Origin of the sequence: Variovorax sp. LjRoot84 (assembly GCF_964254305.1) — a bacterium.
Lineage (GTDB): Bacteria > Pseudomonadota > Gammaproteobacteria > Burkholderiales > Burkholderiaceae_C > Variovorax.
On record NZ_CAXUTE020000001.1, the window covers coordinates 2,014,402 to 2,030,614 of the forward strand.

Consider the following 16,213-nt stretch of genomic DNA (forward strand, 5'->3'; position numbering starts at 1 on the left):
CCTCAGCCGCCCGAGAGCGCGGCCTTCACGGCAGCACTGACCTGGCCCATGTCGGCTTTGCCGGCCAGGCGGGTCTTGACCGCGCCCATCACCTTGCCCATGTCGCCGGGGCCCGCTTTGCGACCAAGTTCTTCGCCGAGTTCGGCCACGATGGCCCGGACCTCGGCCGCGATCTCGTCCGCGCCCATGCGCTGGGGCAGGTACACCTCCAGCACCTTGATCTCGGCGGCTTCCTTGTCGGCCAGGTCGGTGCGGCCGCCCTGGGTGAAGGCGGCGACCGAGTCCTTGCGCTGCTTGACCAGCTTGTCGACGATGGCCACGACCATCGCATCGTCGAGCTCGATGCGCTCGTCGACTTCCTTCTGCTTGAGGGCTGCGAGCAGCAGGCGGATGGTGCCCAGGCGCTCCGAGTCCTTGGCGCGCATCGCGGTCTTCATGTCTTCGGTGATCTGGTCCTTGAGACTCATGGCAGGCTTTCTTGACAGGCTAAAAACAAAAGCCGCGGCAGGTATCCCTGGCGCGGCTCTGAACCGGACGCTGGCTTCGGCGCCAGCGCGGCGGATGCTCAGTACAGCTTCTTGGGAAGCTGCATGCTGCGCACGCGCTTGTAGTGGCGCTTGACCGCTGCGGCCTTCTTGCGCTTGCGCTCGGCGGTCGGCTTCTCGTAGAACTCGCGGGCGCGCAGGTCGGTCAGCAAGCCGAGCTTTTCGATGGTGCGCTTGAAGCGGCGCAGCGCGACGTCGAAGGGCTCGTTTTCTTTAACGCGGATGGTGGTCATTTAAAAATCGGTCTTTGTTGAATTTGGCCTGGGGAAGATCGGGCCCCGGGCCGGGGTTCCTCAACTGAAAAATGGGGTAGGCCGTTGAGGGGAGGCCAAAGTTAGCCCGACATTATAGCGCGCGAGCGCAGGCATGGGCGCTGGCCCAGGCCCACTGGAAGTTGTAACCGCCGAGCCAGCCGGTCACGTCGACCACTTCGCCGATGAAATACAGGCCGCGCTGCTTGGATTCCATGGTTTGCGAAGACAGCTCGCGGGTGTCGATGCCGCCGGCCGTGACCTCGGCCTTCTTGTAGCCCTCGGTGCCGCTGGGGGTGATCTGCCAGCGTGCGATGCGCTCGGCCAGCGCGGCGAGCGCCCGGTCGGCCGCTTCGTTGATCGGACGCTGCAGCGCTGCGTCCTGCCCGACCCAGGCGTCCGCCAGCCGCGCGGGCACCAAGCCGGCCAGTTCGTTGCCGATGCGCTTGCGCGAGCGTTGCTTGGCCTCGCCGAGCGAGGCGCGCACGTCCACCCCCGGCGCGAAATCGATGGTGAGCGGGGCGCCCGGTTGCCAGTAGCTCGAAATCTGCAGCACCGCTGGGCCCGAGAGGCCGCGATGGGTGAAGAGCAGGTCTTCGAGGAAAACTGTGCGATCTTTCTTGGCGCCGGTTTCGATCTGCACCGGCAGCGCCAAGCCGGCCAGCTCGGCGTAGGGCGACCAGGCTTCGCCGCCGAAAGTCAGGGGCACCAGGGCGGGACGCGGCGCGACCACGCGCAGACCGAACTGCGCCGCGAGCCGGTAGCCGAAATCGCTGGCGCCGATCTGGGGAATGGAAAGGCCGCCCGTCGCAATCACCAGCTTGGACGTCTGGACGCTGCCCCGGCTGGTTTCGATCCGATAGCCCCCTCCATCCGAGAACGCGATCTCGCCGACGCTGCAGGGCTGCCAATGCGCGACGCCGCCGCTGGCGCACTCGGCCAGCAGCATGTCGATGATCTGTTGCGAGCTGCCGTCGCAGAAGAGCTGGCCCTTGTGTTTTTCGTGAAAAGCGATGCCGTGGCGCTGCACCAGTTCGATGAACTGCTGCGGCGTGTAGCGCGACAGCGCCGAGCGGCAGAAATGCGGGTTGTCGCCGATGAAATGGCGCTGCGGCGCGCGCACGTCCAGGTCGCGGTTGGTGAAGTTGGCGCGCCCGCCGCCCGAGATGCGGATCTTTTCGGCGATGCGCTCGCCGTGGTCGATGAGCAGCACCTTCAGGCCGCGCTGGCCCGCCAGTCCGGCGCAGAAGAGACCGGCGGCACCCGCGCCGACGACCACCGCGTCGAACGCGGTCATTCAGCAAACCTCCGCGCTGCGCGCTGCGGTGCGAGCCCCTTCGGGCGGCCGGGCGGGACTCATCCCTTCCACACGAACGGGAACTTCAGCTGCTTGAAGAAGCCGTTGGGCACGTAGTCGCCGACCACGCCGTAGCGCTCTGGCCAGAGCCTGGTGCTCTTGACGGCCGTGCCGAAGAGATAGTCGAGAAAGGCGTAGTGCGCGGCGTAGTTCTTGTCGATCGCCTCGTCGTCCTGGCTGTGGTGCCAGTGATGGAAGTTGGGCGTGACGATGAGGTAGCGCAGCGGCCCGAGGCGCACGCTCACGTTGCAGTGGTTGAAGACCGCCTGGAAGCCGACCACCACGATGTAGGCGTCGATCACTTCCTTGCTGAAGCCCAGCACGTAGATCGGCGCTAGCACCAGCGTGCGCGTGATCAGCAGCTCGAGGATGTGCTGGCGCGAGCCGGCCATCCAGTCCATGCTCTTGACGCTGTGGTGCACCGCATGCAGGCGCCACAGGAGCGGCACCTCGTGGTAGGCGCGGTGCGTCCAGTACTGCACCATGTCGGCCACCAGGATGATCAGCAGCACGCCGGCCCAGAAGGGCAGCCCCGCGATCCAGCCGCGCACGCCGTCGTTGGCGGCCCAGCCGAAGAGCTTGTGCACCAGCAGGTTGGTCGCCAGCAGCACGAAGCCCACGATCATGTGGTTGACGACGAAGTGGTGAAAGTCCGTCTGCCACTCGGCGCGGAACACCGGCTGGTCCTTGCGGTGCGCGAACAGTTTCTCGATGAAGATGAAGATCAGCGAAGAGCCCAGCAGGTCGAGGATGAACCAGTCGAGCCCGATGTAGGGCGTGTTGTCGGCGAAGTCGTTGACCGGCACCTTGTGGCCGCCGAGCAGCGCCGCCGCGGCCACCAGCAGGAAGGCGAAGGAGGAGAGCCAGCGCGAGCGGTTGAAGATGATGTTCACCAGCGAGAGGCCGCCGGAAATCACCATCGCAACGAGCAGCACGATGCGCATCACGTCGACGTTGTAGCTGCGGCGCAGCTCGGGCGTGCTGAGGTACTGCGGGAAGTGGAAGACGAGCACGCCCAGGAAGCACAGGATGCCCAGCGAGAGCGCGATGGTGCCGGTGACCAGGCCCTTGCCGCGTTGCAACTCGCCATGGCTTTCGGTGAATTCATTGAGTTTTTCGAGCTCCAGCATCCTGATCTCCCGCCCGTGTTCGAGGGCTGGAGGATTCTAGGGGTGGCGCCGGAACGTGCCGACAGGCCAAACGGCCGATTCAGGTACCGAAGCGCGTCGCCGGCAGGCCCGCCGCGGCCAGGCCGCGCAGCACGTCGCCGACCACGATCACGGATGGGCTGCCGAGCCCGGCTGCCGCCAGGTCGAAAGGCAGGCGCGCGAGCGTGGTCGCGATGTGGCGCTGCTGCGGCAGGCTCGCATGCTGGATCACGGCCACCGGCGTGTCGCCCGCCAGGCCGCGCAGCAGCTCGTTCTGGATATGGGCCACGCCGGTGACGCCCATGTAGATCACCAGCGTGAGCCGCGCGTCGCGCGCAGTGGCGGCCAGTTGCCGCCAGTCGGTCGGATGCTGGTCGGCCGCATGGCCCGTCTTGGCGTGGCCGGTGACGAACACCACGCCCTGCGCGTGGTCGCGGTGCGTGAGCGGCACGCCCAGCGCGGTGACGGCGGCGAGGCCAGCCGTGATGCCGTTGATCACCCGCACCTCGATGCCTTCTTCGCGCAGGTGCTCCACCTCCTCGCCGCCGCGGCCGAAGATGAAGGGGTCGCCGCCCTTGAGGCGCACCACGGTTTCGCCCTCGCGCACCGCGGTGATCATGAGCCGCTCGATGAAGGCCTGCGGCGTGCTCCTGCAGCCGCCGCGCTTGCCGACATGGACGATGCGCGCGCCGGGCCGCGCGTAGGCCAGGATCTCCTCGCTGACCAGGTCGTCGACCAGGAGCACGGTGGCCGCCTGGATCGCCTTGACGGCCTTGATCGTGAGCAGTTCGGGATCGCCGGGGCCGGCGCCGACCAGGGTGCAGCTGCCGTGATGGGAAAGGGTGCTCATGGGTGCTCCACCTGTTGGGCCAACTGCAGGACATGCTCGACCTGCTGCGCGATCGCGTCCGGCACCGGCGCCTGGCCGGCCAGCACGCGCCGCGTGTAGTCGGCCGTGGTCTCGATGTCGATTTCCTTGGGCAGCCCGGGCACCTCGGCTTGCGTGCCGGGCTCCTGGGTCTGCAGTGCGACGCGCCGGCCGCGCACGAAGCCGTCGACCTGCGCGGTGCGGCGCGGGTCGGCCACGCTCTCGCCCTCGAGTCCGCGCGAGAGCAGGGCGGTCATGCCCAGCAGCTCGAAGGTCGCTGCCATGGACTCGGCGTAGGCGGGATGCGTGTAGCTGCCGACCACCACGCAGGCGCCTTGCGTCGGTTGCATCAGCTTGACCACGCTGTGGCCGGGGTTGCGCAGGCCGACCACGCGGCGCACGTCGAGCAGGCGCTTGAGGCCGGGGCTGAGCAGCTCGGTCGGTGCGAAGACCGCCTCTCCGTTCGCGATGGGCCGGATGGCCGCGAGCGGCTGCACGTCGAGGGCCGCGAGCACGTTGGAGGCCAGCACCCGGGTCGATTCGGTGGCCGCGCCATGCACCAGCACCGGCAGGCCTTCGCGGGCCAGCAGCAGCGCGAGCAAGGGCGTGAGCACCGGCAGCCGGCGCGCGCCGTTGTAGCTGGGCAGCACCACCAGCGGCCGGCCGGTGGCGGGAAAGCGCGCCAGACGCGCATGGGTGGCATCGAGAAAGCCGGCCATCTCATCCGGCGTCTCGCCCTTGATGCGCATGGCCAGGCAGAAGGCGCCGGTTTCCAGGTCGGTCACGGTGCCGTCGAGCACTTGGCCGAAGAGGTCGCAGGCCTGCTCACGGTTGAGCGGCCGCGCGCCGCGCGCGCCGCGGCCGATTTCCTTGATGTAGTGGCTGATTCCCATGGGTAGGCCCATTGTCCCGCAAGGCTTATGCCGCAATACGGCTGCGCTTATGCCCTGGAAGGCAGGAAGGGAAGCCGTCCATGCGCTCATGATTGCTCGGCCAGGGCCGGTGCCGCGCTCGCGCGCACCATGCGCTTGAGCTCGGGCAGGCAGGAGCCGCAATTGGTGCCGCATTTCAGCGCGCCCTGCAATGTGGCGAGGCGATCGCCTTCGGGACCCGAAGCGGCCGTCAGGTGCTCGCCGATGGCGGTCTGCGTCACGCCGAAGCAGCTGCAGATGACCTTGCCGCGCGCCGCCACGCCGGCCGGGGCGGCGGCGCCGGGCTTGAGCAGCTGGCGGCCATAGGCCTGTGCAGGCAACTGGTCCTGCAGCAAGGTCTTGATCCAGGCCTCCGCACGCGTGTCGCCGGCCAGCAGGAAGCCTTCGAGGTGTGCGTCCTGGCCGTTGCGCACCAGCCGCGCAGCGCGCCGCTGCCCGTGCTTGGCATCGGCATAGCGCAAGGTGTCGGCGCCGCCGAGCCCCAACAGTCCCTCGATGCGGGCGAGCACATCGTTGGAAGGCGCGTCGTAGGCGGCCGCGCGAAAGAGGATGCCGGTGCGCTCCGGCCCGCTGCCCTCCAGGGCGCCGCCGGTGCCGAACGGTACGCAGCTGGCAAAGGGGAAGGACGGCATCAGTGCGCGCAGAGCCTCGCGGATGTCCAGGGACGCGTCCCGCGGCAGCCAGGCCACCGCCAGCAAGGACCAGGGCAGTTCGGCCTTGAGGATCTTGACGGCCGCGTGCTTGAGTTCGGGCTGCTTCGAATCGGGGCAGAAGGCCGGCGTCGTGAGCGCATTGACGCCGGCCAATGGCTCGCCGGTGCTGGAGCGGCCGCTGAGATATTCGCCGCCCCAGTGCATGGCGATGAACGCCTGGCTCATCCCCACCTCGGCGCTGGCCGCGACGGGCAGCACGATCGAGCCGCGCCGCGAGGTGACGTGCACCAGGTCGCCCTCCTTCAACTGGCGACGCGCCATGTCTTGCGCATGCATCTGCACCGTCGGCTCCGCTGCGTGGCCGAACAGGCGGCCCAGCGTGCCGGTGCGGCTCATGCCGTGCCACTGGTCGCGCAGGCGGCCGGTGTTGAGCGAGAACGGAAAGCGCGCCTCGCGGGCTTCGGCCACCGGTTTGTAGGCGACGTCGGCAAAGCGCGCGCGGCCGTCGGGCGTGGCGAACACGCCGTCTTCGTAGAGGCGCGCACGGCCGGTGGTCTCGCCTTCGCGCAGCGGCCACTGCTGCGGCGCGGCCTCGAGCATCGCGTAGCTCATGCCGGTGATGTCGAGATCGCGGCCGCGCGTGGATTCGCGGTGCTCGTTCCACACGGCTTCCGCACTCGCATAGGGGAACAGCGTGTTCGCACGCGCCAGCCGTGTTTCGAGCCGGCGCGCGAAATCCATCGCGATGGCCCAGTCGTCGCGCGTCTCGCCCGGTGCCGCGACGGCCGGCCGCACCCGCGAGACGCAGCGCTCGCTGTTGGTGACGGTGCCGTTCTTCTCGCCCCAGGTGGTGGCCGGCAGCAGCAGGTCGGCGAAGTCGCAGGTGGCGGTGGTCGAGAAGGCTTCCTGCACGACCACGAATTCGCAGCGTTCGAGCGCGCGGCGCACGGTGGCCTGGTCGGGCATCGACTGCGCGGGGTTGGTGCAGGCGATCCAGAGCGCGCGGATCTCGCCGTCGGCGGCGGCCTGGAACATCTCGACTGCGGTCTTGCCGGGCTTCTCCGGCACCGAAGGCACGCCCCAGAGAGCGGCGACCTCGGCACGATGCTGCGGGTTGGCGAGGTCGCGGTGCGCCGACAGCAGGTTGGCCAGGCCGCCCACTTCGCGGCCGCCCATCGCGTTGGGCTGCCCGGTCAGCGAGAAGGGGCCGGCGCCGGGCCTGCCGATCTGCGCCGTCGCCAGGTGCAGATTGATCAGTGCCGCATTCTTGGCGGTGCCCGACGACGATTGGTTGAGGCCCTGGCAGTAGAGGCTCAGCGTCGCGGCCGAGGTGGCGAACAGGCGCGCGGCCTGCAGCAGGTCGTCCTTGGAGATGCCGCAGACCTGCGCCACGCGATCGGGCGTGCAGTCGCGCACGGTGGCCTTGAGCGCCTCGAAGCCGCTGGTGTGGGCGGCGATGTAGCGCGCATCGGTCCAGCCTTCCCACAGTATCAGGTGCAGCATGCCGTTGAAGAGCATCACGTCGGTGCCCGGCTGGATGGCCAAGTGCAGGTCGGCGATCTCGCAGGTGTCGGTGCGGCGCGGATCGGCCACGACGATCTTCATCGCCGGGTTGGCCGCCTTCGCATCCTCGATGCGGCGGAACAGGATCGGATGGGCCCAGGCGGTGTTGCTGCCGGCGATGAACAGGCACTCGGCGTGCTTCAGGTCGTCGTAGCAGGCCGGCGGCGCGTCGGCGCCCAGCGTTTTCTTGTAGCCGGCCACCGCGCTGCTCATGCACAGGCGCGAATTGGTGTCGATGTTGTTGGTGCCGATCAGGCCCTTGGCCAGCTTGTTGAAGACGTAGTAGTCCTCGGTGAGCAACTGGCCCGAGACGTAGAAACCGACGGCGTCCGGGCCGTGCTCGCGCACGACCTGGGCGAACTTGTCGGCGGCCGTGTCGAGCGCAGTGTCCCAGCCGACGGCCTCGGGCGCCACACCGCGCTCGGCACGCCGCATCGGCTGCAACAGCCGCGTCTGCCGCGTGACCGCCGCGCTGGCGGTCAGGTGCAGCGTCGAGCCCTTGGTGCACAGGCGGCCGAAGTTGGCCGGGTGCTCCGGGTCGCCGCGCACGCCGGTGATCTGCGCGCCATCGGATTCGATGATCACGCCGCAGCCGACACCGCAGTACGGGCAGGTGGAGCGTGTTTCGTTCATGGCATGCCTTCAGGCTGCGACGGAGCGCTTCGGTCCCGCGACGGGGCGTTCGAGATCGGTGGCATGCGTCGCGAGTTCGCCTGCATCCAGATGGACCACACCGTCCGCGACCTTCACCGCGAAGCGCGGCGTGCATCCTTCATCCGGCGATTTCGCGCAGCCGTCGTCGAGCCCGATCGCCCAGTTGTGCAGCGGGCAGGCCACGCTGGTGCCGAACACGATGCCCTGGCTCAGCGGGCCGCCCTTGTGCGGGCAGCGGTCGAGCAAGGCGAAGACCTGGTTCTCGGCATTGCGGAATACCGCCACGTCCACGCCCGCAGGTCGTGCAACGCGTCGCGCGCCGAGCACGGGGATGTCGTCGATGCGGCAGATGACTTTCCATTCACTCATGGGGGTCTCTCTAGGTTTTGAGGTTGGAATACAGGCCGGTGATGCGATCCATGATCGCCAGCAGGTTCTCGCTGGTGACGAACACGTCGGACATGAGCTTGGGCGACGCACTCGCGCCTTCCAGACGCTGAAGGCCGTGGTTGAAGAACACCCACTGCGCGTCGGCCAGCACCAGTTCCTCCTTGATCTGCGTCGTGACCTCGGGCGCACTGCGCAGGGTTTCGAGTGCTGCAACGAACTCCGAGCGCGCCTTGGCGATCTCGGCCGCGCTGGCCGTCGGGTCGATCTGCAGGGCACTGGCCAGGTAGAACTTGGCCATGCGTTGCGACAGCATGCGCTGGCGGCCCGCGATGTTGACCAGCTTGCCCACCGACTTGCCCGAGGCCGCTTCGTACTGCACCGTGCCCTGGTGCGCCAGGGCGAGCACGGCGGCATCCAGCTTGACGACCTTTGCCGCTTCGTTCTTGCCGGGTGCGGGGCCCGTCAGTTCTCTCTTGAAATCGTTCCAGGCACCGTCGAGCGTGTCGTAGGTGCCGCGGATGGTGGGGGTAGGCGCGAAGGTCTTGAGCTCCACCAGTTGGCGGTCGAACAGGGCGATGGACCGGTCCAGCACCTGCTGGGCGTTGCGCGTCTCCACTTTTTGCACCAGCGCCAGGTAGGCCTTGCTCGCACGCTGCGAGAGCATGCGCTGGCGCCCCGCCTTGTTGATGGCGTCGTTGAGGTCGGCCACCTGGGCGCGTGCGCCCAGGCCGATCAGGGCGGTCGAGGCGACGAAGAGCCGTCTTTTCAAACCACTTCTCCGGCTTGCGGTTTTCATGCCGTCAGCGGCGCGAACTGCCGCACGTCGACCGAGGCCTGGCTCGACTCGAACCACGGATCGGGTTCGCCGTCGAGTGCGAACTGCAGCCGCTCCCACAGCGCCTTGCGGCCTTCGGCGTCCTCGAGAATCTTCTTCTTCACATAGTCCAGGCCCACACGGCCGATGTAGTGCACCGTGCGCTCGAGGTACCAGCCCTCTTCGCGGTAGAGCTGCAGGAACGCGCCCGCGTACTCCATCACCTCCTCGGAGGTCTTGACCTTCACGAGGAACTGCGCCACCTCGGTCTTGATGCCGCCGTTGCCGCCCACGTAGAGTTCCCAGCCCGAGTCGACGCCGATCACGCCCACGTCCTTGATGCCGGCCTCCGCGCAGTTGCGCGGGCAGCCCGAGACCGCGAGCTTGACCTTGTGCGGCGAGTACATGGCCCACAGCGCGCGCTCGAGGTCCTTGCCCATCTGCGTCGAGTCCTGCGTGCCGAAGCGGCACCACTCGCTGCCGACGCAGGTCTTCACCGTGCGCAGCGACTTTGCGTAGGCAAAGCCCGAGGGCATGCCGATGTCCTTCCAGACGTTCTCCAGGTCTTCCTTCTTCACCCCCAGGAGGTCGATGCGCTGTCCGCCGGTGACCTTGACGGTCGGGATCTTGTACTTGTCGGCCGCGTCCGCAATGCGGCGCAGTTCGTCGGGCGTGGTGTGGCCGCCCCACATGCGCGGGATCACCGAATAGGTGCCGTCCTTCTGGATGTTGGCGTGGCTGCGCTCGTTGATGAAGCGGCTCTGCGGGTCGTCCTTGGCCTCCTTGGGCCAGGTCGAGATCAGGTAGTAGTTGACGGCCGGGCGGCAGGTCGCGCAGCCGTTGGGCGTGCGCCAGCCGAGGCCGCGATAGACCTCATCGTGCGTGAGCCAGTGTTCCTTGCGGATCGCGTCGCGCACGTCCTGGTGGCTGGCGTCGGTGCAGCCGCAGACCGCCTTCTTCTTCGGCGTGGCCGAGTAGTCGCCACCGGCGGTGAACATCAGGATCTGTTCCACCAGCCCGGTGCACGAGCCGCAGGAGGCGCTGGCCTTGGTGTGCTTCTTGACCTCTTCGAGCGTGAACAGGCCCTTGTCCTTGATGGCCTTGCAGATGGTGCCCTTGCTGACGCCGTTGCAGCCGCAGACCTCGGCGTCGTCGGGCATGCTGGCGGCCTTGCTGTGGCCTTCGTGGCCGGTGTCGCCGATGTTCGACTCGCCGAACATCAGCTTGTCGCGGATGTCGCTCACGCTGCGGCCGTCGCGCAGCAGCTTGAAGTACCAGCTGCCGTCGACCGTGTCGCCGTAGAGGCAGGCGCCGACCAGCTTGTCGTCCTTGATCACCAGCTTCTTGTAGACGCCGCCGAAGGGGTCGCTCATCACGATCTCCTCGGTGCCTTCGCCGCCCATGAACTCGCCGGCGCTGAAGAGGTCGATGCCCGTCACCTTGAGCTTGGTCGAGGTCAGCGATCCGAGGTAGCGGCCGATGCCGAACTGCGCGAGATGGTTGGCCGCCACCTTGGCCTGCTCGAACAAGGGTGCGACCAGCCCGTAGGCGATGCCGCGGTGAGCCGCGCATTCGCCCACCGAGTAGATGCGCGCGTCGGTCACGGTCTGCATGGTGTCGGTGACCACGATGCCGCGGTTGCAATGCAGGCGCATCTTCTCGGCCAGCTCGACGTTGGGCCGGATGCCCACGGCCATCACGACCAGGTCGGCCGCGACCTCGGTGCCGTCCTTGAAGCGGATGGCCGCAACGCGTCCTTCATCGTTGCCGACCAGCTCCTGCGTCTGCGCGCCGATCAGGAACTTGAGCCCGCGGTCTTCCAGCGACTTCTGCAGCAGCTTTCCCGCCACGTCGTCGAGCTGGCGCTCCATGAGCCAGGGCATGACATGCACCACGGTCACGTTCATGCCGCGCAGCATCAGGCCGTTGGCCGCTTCCAGGCCCAGCAGGCCGCCGCCGATGACCACCGCGTTCTTGTGCGTCTTCGCGGTCTCGATCATGTAGTCGGTGTCGGCGATGTCGCGGTAGGCGATCACGCCCTTCAGGTCGTTGCCCGGGACGGGCAGCATGAAGGGGTTGGAGCCGGTGCACATCAGCAGGCGGTCGTAGGCGGCCTCGGTGCCGTCCTCGGCCCGCACGATGCGCTTGACGCGATCGACCTCGACCACCTTCTTGCCGGCGTGCAGCGTGATGTTGTTCTCGGCGTACCACTCCCAGCTGTTGAGCACGATCTCGTCGACCGTCTGCTCGCCGGCGAGCACCGGCGACAGCAGGATGCGGTTGTAGTTGGGATGCGGCTCGGCGCCGAAGACGGTGATGTCGTAGAGATCGGGCTCGATCTTCAGCAGCTCTTCGAGCGTGCGCACGCCGGCCATGCCGTTGCCGACCATCACGAGTTTCATCTTCTTCATGGGGTGGGACCTTTCAAGCAAAGAGGGGGCTCGCGGCTTGCGCGGACAATCGCGCGCCATGAGCTTCGAAGTAGAGATCGGCTACAGCAGCCACCGCGGGCCGCGCCCGCAGAACGAGGACTTCGCCGGCGCGGTGCATGCGCCGCGCGGCGAGGAGTCGCGCGGGCTGATCGCGGCGATCGCCGACGGCGTTTCTTCGGGCGGCCACGGGCTGGAGGCGGCGCAGACCACCGTCATCGGCCTCCTGGGCGACTACTTCGCCACGCCCGACACCTGGGAGCCGACGGTCGCGATGGACCGACTGATCGCCGCCCAGAACGCCTGGCTGGCCGATCACAACCGGCGCCGCCGCCAGGACAGCGCCATGACCACGCTGACCGCCCTGGCCCTGCACGGGCAGAGCTACACGTTGGCCCATGTGGGCGACACGCGCGCCTGGCGCGTGCGCAAGGGCGAGGGCGCGGCCATGCAGTTGAGCGTCGACCATGCGCTGGACCATCCCGACCTGCGCAGCCGCCTGACGCGCGCGGTGGGCCTCGACGACCACGTGCGCGTCGACTACATGCAAGGCGAGCTGCGCATCGGCGACTGCTTCGTGCTCAGCACCGACGGCGTGCACGGCGTGCTGAAGCCTGCGCGCGTGGCCGAGCTCGCGCTGGCCACCAATGCGCAGCAGGCCAGCGACGCGCTGGTTGACGCGGCGATCGCCGCCGGCACCCGCGACAACGCCACCGCGCTGGTCATCCGCGTGCTCGGGCTGGATGCACGCCAGCTGCACGACGAGCTGGGCGATGCGCGCCGCCTGGATCCGCCCGCGGCGCTGAAGGTGGGCGAGGTGCTGGACGGCTACGCGATCACCGCGCTGGTCGCCGACACCGGCGTGCACCGGCTCTACCAGGCGCGCCATGTGCCCACCCGCGCGCTGGTCGCGCTCAAGACCCTGCACCCTTCGCGCGCCAGCGACCCCGAGGAGCGCGCCATGCTGGCGCACGAGGCCTGGCTGGGCCTGCGCGTGGGCGGGCGCGGCGAGTCCGGCTTCGTGCGCGTGCACGAACGCGCCGACGACGCCAGCGCGCTCTACACCGTGTTCGACTGGCATGGCGGTCGCACCGTCGAACAGATGTTGCGCTCGGGCATGCGCCCGGCCGTGGCGGAGGTGGTGGCCGCCGCGGTCCAGATCTGCAAGAGCCTGGGCCGGCTGCACCGCCATGGCGTGGTGCATCGGGACATCAAGCCCGGCAATCTGCACCTGGGCGACGACGGCTGCTGGCGCATCCTCGACCTGGGCGTGGCGCTCTCGGGCCGAGAGGGCGCGGCGCAGCGCGAGCTGCATGCCGGCACGCCCAGCTTCATGAACCCCGAGCAATGGGAGGGCGTCGCGCCCGATGCCGGCAGCGACCTGTTCGCCCTCGGCGTGGTGCTGTACCAATGGCTGGGCGGGCGCCTGCCTTACGGCGAGATCGAGCCCTACCAGATCGCCCGCTATCGGCGCGATCCCGTGGCGCTCTCGCGCATCCGGCCGGACGTGCCGATCTGGCTCGACCATCTGGTGCGCAAGGCGGTGGCGCGCGATCCGCGGCAGCGCTTCGAGACCGCCGAGGAGATGCTGCTGGCGCTCGAACGCGGCGCGGCCCGCCCGGTCGGCGCGCCGGCCGCCACGCCGCTGGTGCGGCGCGATCCGGCCCTGCTGTGGAAGATCGCGCTGGCCGCGTCGCTGCTCTTCAACGCGCTGCTCGTCTACTGGCTGCTGTTCCTGCCGCGCTGAGCGCAGGAGGGAGGAGGGATGGCGCATGGGCATCACCGTCCGGCGCTGCGGCGCAGCGGCCGGACCGGCCGGTCGCCCTCGCCGGCTGGATCGACCGGCGTGCTGCGTGCGCGGCCGCCCTTCTCGGCCCAGGTCCGCGTCCAGCGGATCTGCATGACCCGCATGACGCCCAGCATCACCAGGGCCAGCACTGCGAACAGCATGAAGCCCCACATGTAGGTGCCCAGGTACTGCTTCGACAGGCCCATCGCATTGGGCACCAGGCCGCCGCCCAGGGCGCCGATCTCGCCGATCATCGAGCCGGCCACGGCCGTGGTCGTCGGCCAGCGCAGCGGCACCAGCTGGAACAGCGCGCCGTTGCCCGCGCCCAGGGCGGCAAAGCACACCATCAGCAGCAGCGTGGTGATCGCGAGCGAGCCGGAGGAGAGCCCGATCAGCGCCAGCGAGACCGCCGACACCACCAGCACCAGCGTCAGCGTGTTGACGCCGCCCCAGCGGTCGGAGATCCAGCCGCCCATCACGCGCACCGCCGCGCCCATGAACGCGGCCAGCATCGTCAGCTGGCCCGCCTGGACCTTGCTCACGCCGAACTGGTCGTAGTAGTAGGAGGGCAGGAAGGTGGTGAGGCCGATGAAGCCGCCGAAGGTGACGCCGTAGATCAGGCTGAAGGCCCAGCCGTCCTTTTCGAACAGGCAGGCTACGTGCTCGCGCAGGCCGGCGTGGCTGTCGACGTCGGGCGGCTCCTGCGCGAACAGCACCATCACCGCCATCGGCAGCAGGATGGCCACCGCCGCGACGCCGTAGACGGCCTGCCAGCCGAGCCATTGCGCCAGCGGCGGCGCGACCAGCACCGACAGCGCCGTGCCCACGTTGCCGGCGCCCACCAGCCCCATCGCCAGGCCCTTGTTCTGCGGCGGGAAGGAGCCCGAGCCCAGCGACAGGGCCACGCCGAAGCTGGCGCCCGCGATGCCCAGCAGCACGCCCATGGCCAGCAGGTCGTTGAAGCTGTGCACCATGAAGAAGCCGAACAGCATCGCCACCGCGATCAGCCCCATCTCCACCAGCGTGGCGTTCTTGCGCCCGATGTACTGCGACAGGATGCCGAGCGGAAAGCGCATCAGCGCGCCGGCGATGATCGGGATCGACAGCATCAGCCCCATCTGCGCGGGATTCAACTGGAAGGCCTCGCCGATGAAGGGCGCCATCGCGCCGTTCAGCACCCAGATGCAGCACGAGAACATGAAGTAGAAGAAGGCCGCGAAGAGGGTGGGTGCGTGCCCGGAGCGCAGGAATGACTTGAAACTGGACATGGCGGTGGCAATGCGTAAAGCATCCGCACAGCCGTGGCGCGGCTGCGTGGATGGGCGATGAATAGGAGTTTCCCGCCGGGAGCCGGCGGAATGGATGGGCGGTGAGCGAGTCCCTGCCGGGACCCGGGTCGGCGCGGAGGCCGAGGACTTCACCAAAGCGGTGCTTCGTTACACCGTGCCTTCCCTTAAGCAAGACGCGTGCCTGCCGCGAGAGGCTCGCTTCGCCTATGCTGCGCTCGCCCCCCTCGTTCGCGATCCAACTTCCATGATTCGACTCTTGCTCGTCTTGCCTGACTCCGATGCCGAGGTGCTGAGCCAAGTGCTGGCGGGCGCGGATGCCGCCGCCATCGGCTTCAGCACCTGCGACACGATGGTGCAGGAGGCCGCCATGCTCGCACCGCAACAGGTGCTGATCCACAGGCCCGCATCGATCCCTGACCTGCAGGCCGCCCTGCATACCTGGGCTGGCGCTCCGCCGCATCCGGTCGTGGTGATCAGCGAGCCGCTGTCGCCAGAACTGCATGAGGCGCTCGTCGAGTTGGGCGTGCACGCCTGGTCGTGCGCCGAAACCCTGGATGCACAGAGCCTGCGCGCCGTGCTGGCGCGCGCGCAGGCGCGCTGGCAGCGCGAGGCTGCGCTGCGCGACACGCTGGCGCGCTCGCTCGCCCATCTCGACGAGCGCAAGTGGGTGGACCGCGCCAAGGGGCTCCTGATGTCGGCGCGCGGCATCGGCGAGGACGCCGCGTTCGGCATGCTGCGCGGTGCAGCGATGCACGCCAACCTGCGGGTCGGTGAACTCTCGCGTTCGGTGGTCGAGGCGGCCCAGTGGGCCGAGGCGATCAACCGTGCCGGGCAGTTGCGCATGCTCTCGCAGCGGCTGGTGCGCCTGGCGGCGCAGGCGCTCGCGGATGTGGATGCGCGGCGCAGCCGCAGCCTGCGCGCGCAGTCGGTCGAGCGGGTCAAGGACAACCTCGATCACCTGGCTTCCCTCCCGCTGGATTCGACCTCGATGCAGGCGCTGGCGGCCGTGCGCTCGGCATGGGATGCCATGGATGCGGCGCTGTCCTCGCGGCTGTCCGCGGCCTCGCTGACCGCCATCGACGCCAGCGGCGAAGACCTGCTGGTCGCGGCCGAGGCGCTCACCGACGTGCTCGAATCCTCCGCGGGCCGCAGGGCCCTGCGCATCGTCAATCTCTGCGGGCGGCAGCGCATGCGCGCCCAGCGCCTGGCCAAGGACGCGCTGCTCGCCGCGATGCTGCCCGAGGGCGCGTGGAGCGCGCGCCTCGCGCCCACCATGGACACTTTCGAGGCCTCGCTGCTGGAGCTGGAGCGCGCGCCGCTGAGCTCGCCCGAGATCCGCGACGCGCTCCATGGCGCCCGCGACGAATGGCTGCGGCTGGTGCGCGGCGTGCGCCATGCCGACCGGGCCGAGGGGCGCGCCGATCTGGTGCGCGCCAGCGAGGTGCTGGCCGATACCTTCGACCGGCTCACCGCCTCGTACGAACACAGCCTGCAGGTCATCATGTCCTGAGCCTGTGTTCGGCTTGCTCGC

13 protein-coding genes are annotated in these 16,213 nt (G+C 68.8%); 2 read left to right on the forward strand and 11 right to left on the reverse strand.

Annotation, left to right across the window (positions count from 1 at the left end):
• Positions 1-2 precede the first annotated feature (2 nt).
• The 10 genes from ACSQ9I_RS10470 to nirB form a co-directional block, all read right to left on the reverse strand.
• Complete coding sequence (locus tag ACSQ9I_RS10470; protein WP_093102389.1) at positions 3-467, reverse strand: GatB/YqeY domain-containing protein; 465 nt, start codon at positions 465-467, stop codon at positions 3-5.
• A gap of 98 nt (positions 468-565) precedes the next feature.
• Positions 566-778 (reverse strand): 30S ribosomal protein S21, encoded by a 213-nt coding sequence (gene rpsU / locus ACSQ9I_RS10475; RefSeq protein WP_007833691.1) that lies wholly within the window; start codon positions 776-778, stop codon positions 566-568.
• A gap of 112 nt (positions 779-890) precedes the next feature.
• Positions 891-2,093 (reverse strand): NAD(P)/FAD-dependent oxidoreductase, encoded by a 1,203-nt coding sequence (locus ACSQ9I_RS10480; protein WP_436313128.1) that lies wholly within the window; start codon positions 2,091-2,093, stop codon positions 891-893.
• 59 nt (positions 2,094-2,152) lie between these two features.
• Positions 2,153-3,283 (reverse strand): sterol desaturase family protein, encoded by a 1,131-nt coding sequence (locus tag ACSQ9I_RS10485; RefSeq protein ID WP_436313129.1) that lies wholly within the window; start codon positions 3,281-3,283, stop codon positions 2,153-2,155.
• 79 nt (positions 3,284-3,362) lie between these two features.
• On the reverse strand, positions 3,363-4,151 hold the full coding sequence (cobA, locus tag ACSQ9I_RS10490) for a uroporphyrinogen-III C-methyltransferase (protein WP_436313130.1): 789 nt from the start codon (positions 4,149-4,151) through the stop codon (positions 3,363-3,365).
• Entirely contained in the window at positions 4,148-5,062 is a 915-nt protein-coding gene (gene ybiB, locus ACSQ9I_RS10495; RefSeq protein WP_436313131.1) for a DNA-binding protein YbiB, read from the reverse strand. The genes cobA and ybiB overlap by 4 nt, the downstream gene beginning before the upstream one ends.
• Positions 5,063-5,148: 86 nt before the next feature.
• Positions 5,149-7,950: a nitrate reductase gene (locus tag ACSQ9I_RS10500; protein ID WP_436313132.1), complete on the reverse strand. Its 2,802-nt coding sequence runs from the start codon at positions 7,948-7,950 to the stop codon at positions 5,149-5,151.
• Between the two features lie 9 nt (positions 7,951-7,959).
• Positions 7,960-8,340, reverse strand: a complete 381-nt coding sequence (gene nirD / locus ACSQ9I_RS10505) for a nitrite reductase small subunit NirD (protein ID WP_093102398.1) — start codon at positions 8,338-8,340, stop codon at positions 7,960-7,962.
• 10 nt (positions 8,341-8,350) lie between these two features.
• Entirely contained in the window at positions 8,351-9,130 is a 780-nt protein-coding gene (locus ACSQ9I_RS10510; protein WP_436313133.1) for a type IV pili methyl-accepting chemotaxis transducer N-terminal domain-containing protein, read from the reverse strand.
• A 23-nt stretch (positions 9,131-9,153) separates the two neighbouring features.
• Positions 9,154-11,586, reverse strand: a complete 2,433-nt coding sequence (gene nirB / locus ACSQ9I_RS10515) for a nitrite reductase large subunit NirB (RefSeq protein ID WP_436313134.1) — start codon at positions 11,584-11,586, stop codon at positions 9,154-9,156.
• 58 nt (positions 11,587-11,644) lie between these two features.
• Here nirB and ACSQ9I_RS10520 point away from each other — a divergent pair, with 58 nt between their 5' ends.
• On the forward strand, positions 11,645-13,351 hold the full coding sequence (locus ACSQ9I_RS10520; protein ID WP_436313135.1) for a protein kinase domain-containing protein: 1,707 nt from the start codon (positions 11,645-11,647) through the stop codon (positions 13,349-13,351).
• Between the two features lie 32 nt (positions 13,352-13,383).
• On the opposite strand, the gene ACSQ9I_RS10525 is transcribed toward ACSQ9I_RS10520, so the two are convergent.
• Positions 13,384-14,661 (reverse strand): MFS transporter, encoded by a 1,278-nt coding sequence (locus tag ACSQ9I_RS10525; RefSeq protein ID WP_093102404.1) that lies wholly within the window; start codon positions 14,659-14,661, stop codon positions 13,384-13,386.
• Between the two features lie 277 nt (positions 14,662-14,938).
• Between ACSQ9I_RS10525 and ACSQ9I_RS10530 the strand changes: the two genes are divergently transcribed.
• Positions 14,939-16,192 (forward strand): type IV pili methyl-accepting chemotaxis transducer N-terminal domain-containing protein, encoded by a 1,254-nt coding sequence (locus ACSQ9I_RS10530; protein ID WP_436313136.1) that lies wholly within the window; start codon positions 14,939-14,941, stop codon positions 16,190-16,192.
• Positions 16,193-16,213 lie beyond the last annotated feature (21 nt).

What these genes read in the sequence shown, in the direction of transcription:
- ACSQ9I_RS10470 (WP_093102389.1), bottom strand. Translation starts at nt 467, where the DNA reads ATGAGTCTCAAGGACCAGATCACCGAAGACATGAAGACCGCGATGCGC.
- ACSQ9I_RS10525 (WP_093102404.1), bottom strand. Translation starts at nt 14,661, where the DNA reads ATGTCCAGTTTCAAGTCATTCCTGCGCTCCGGGCACGCACCCACCCTC.
- ybiB (WP_436313131.1), bottom strand. Translation starts at nt 5,062, where the DNA reads ATGGGAATCAGCCACTACATCAAGGAAATCGGCCGCGGCGCGCGCGGC.
- cobA (WP_436313130.1), bottom strand. Translation starts at nt 4,151, where the DNA reads ATGAGCACCCTTTCCCATCACGGCAGCTGCACCCTGGTCGGCGCCGGC.
- ACSQ9I_RS10500 (WP_436313132.1), bottom strand. Translation starts at nt 7,950, where the DNA reads ATGAACGAAACACGCTCCACCTGCCCGTACTGCGGTGTCGGCTGCGGC.
- nirD (WP_093102398.1), bottom strand. Translation starts at nt 8,340, where the DNA reads ATGAGTGAATGGAAAGTCATCTGCCGCATCGACGACATCCCCGTGCTC.
- nirB (WP_436313134.1), bottom strand. Translation starts at nt 11,586, where the DNA reads ATGAAGAAGATGAAACTCGTGATGGTCGGCAACGGCATGGCCGGCGTG.
- ACSQ9I_RS10480 (WP_436313128.1), bottom strand. Translation starts at nt 2,093, where the DNA reads ATGACCGCGTTCGACGCGGTGGTCGTCGGCGCGGGTGCCGCCGGTCTC.
- rpsU (WP_007833691.1), bottom strand. Translation starts at nt 778, where the DNA reads ATGACCACCATCCGCGTTAAAGAAAACGAGCCCTTCGACGTCGCGCTG.
- ACSQ9I_RS10520 (WP_436313135.1), top strand. Translation starts at nt 11,645, where the DNA reads ATGAGCTTCGAAGTAGAGATCGGCTACAGCAGCCACCGCGGGCCGCGC.
- ACSQ9I_RS10485 (WP_436313129.1), bottom strand. Translation starts at nt 3,283, where the DNA reads ATGCTGGAGCTCGAAAAACTCAATGAATTCACCGAAAGCCATGGCGAG.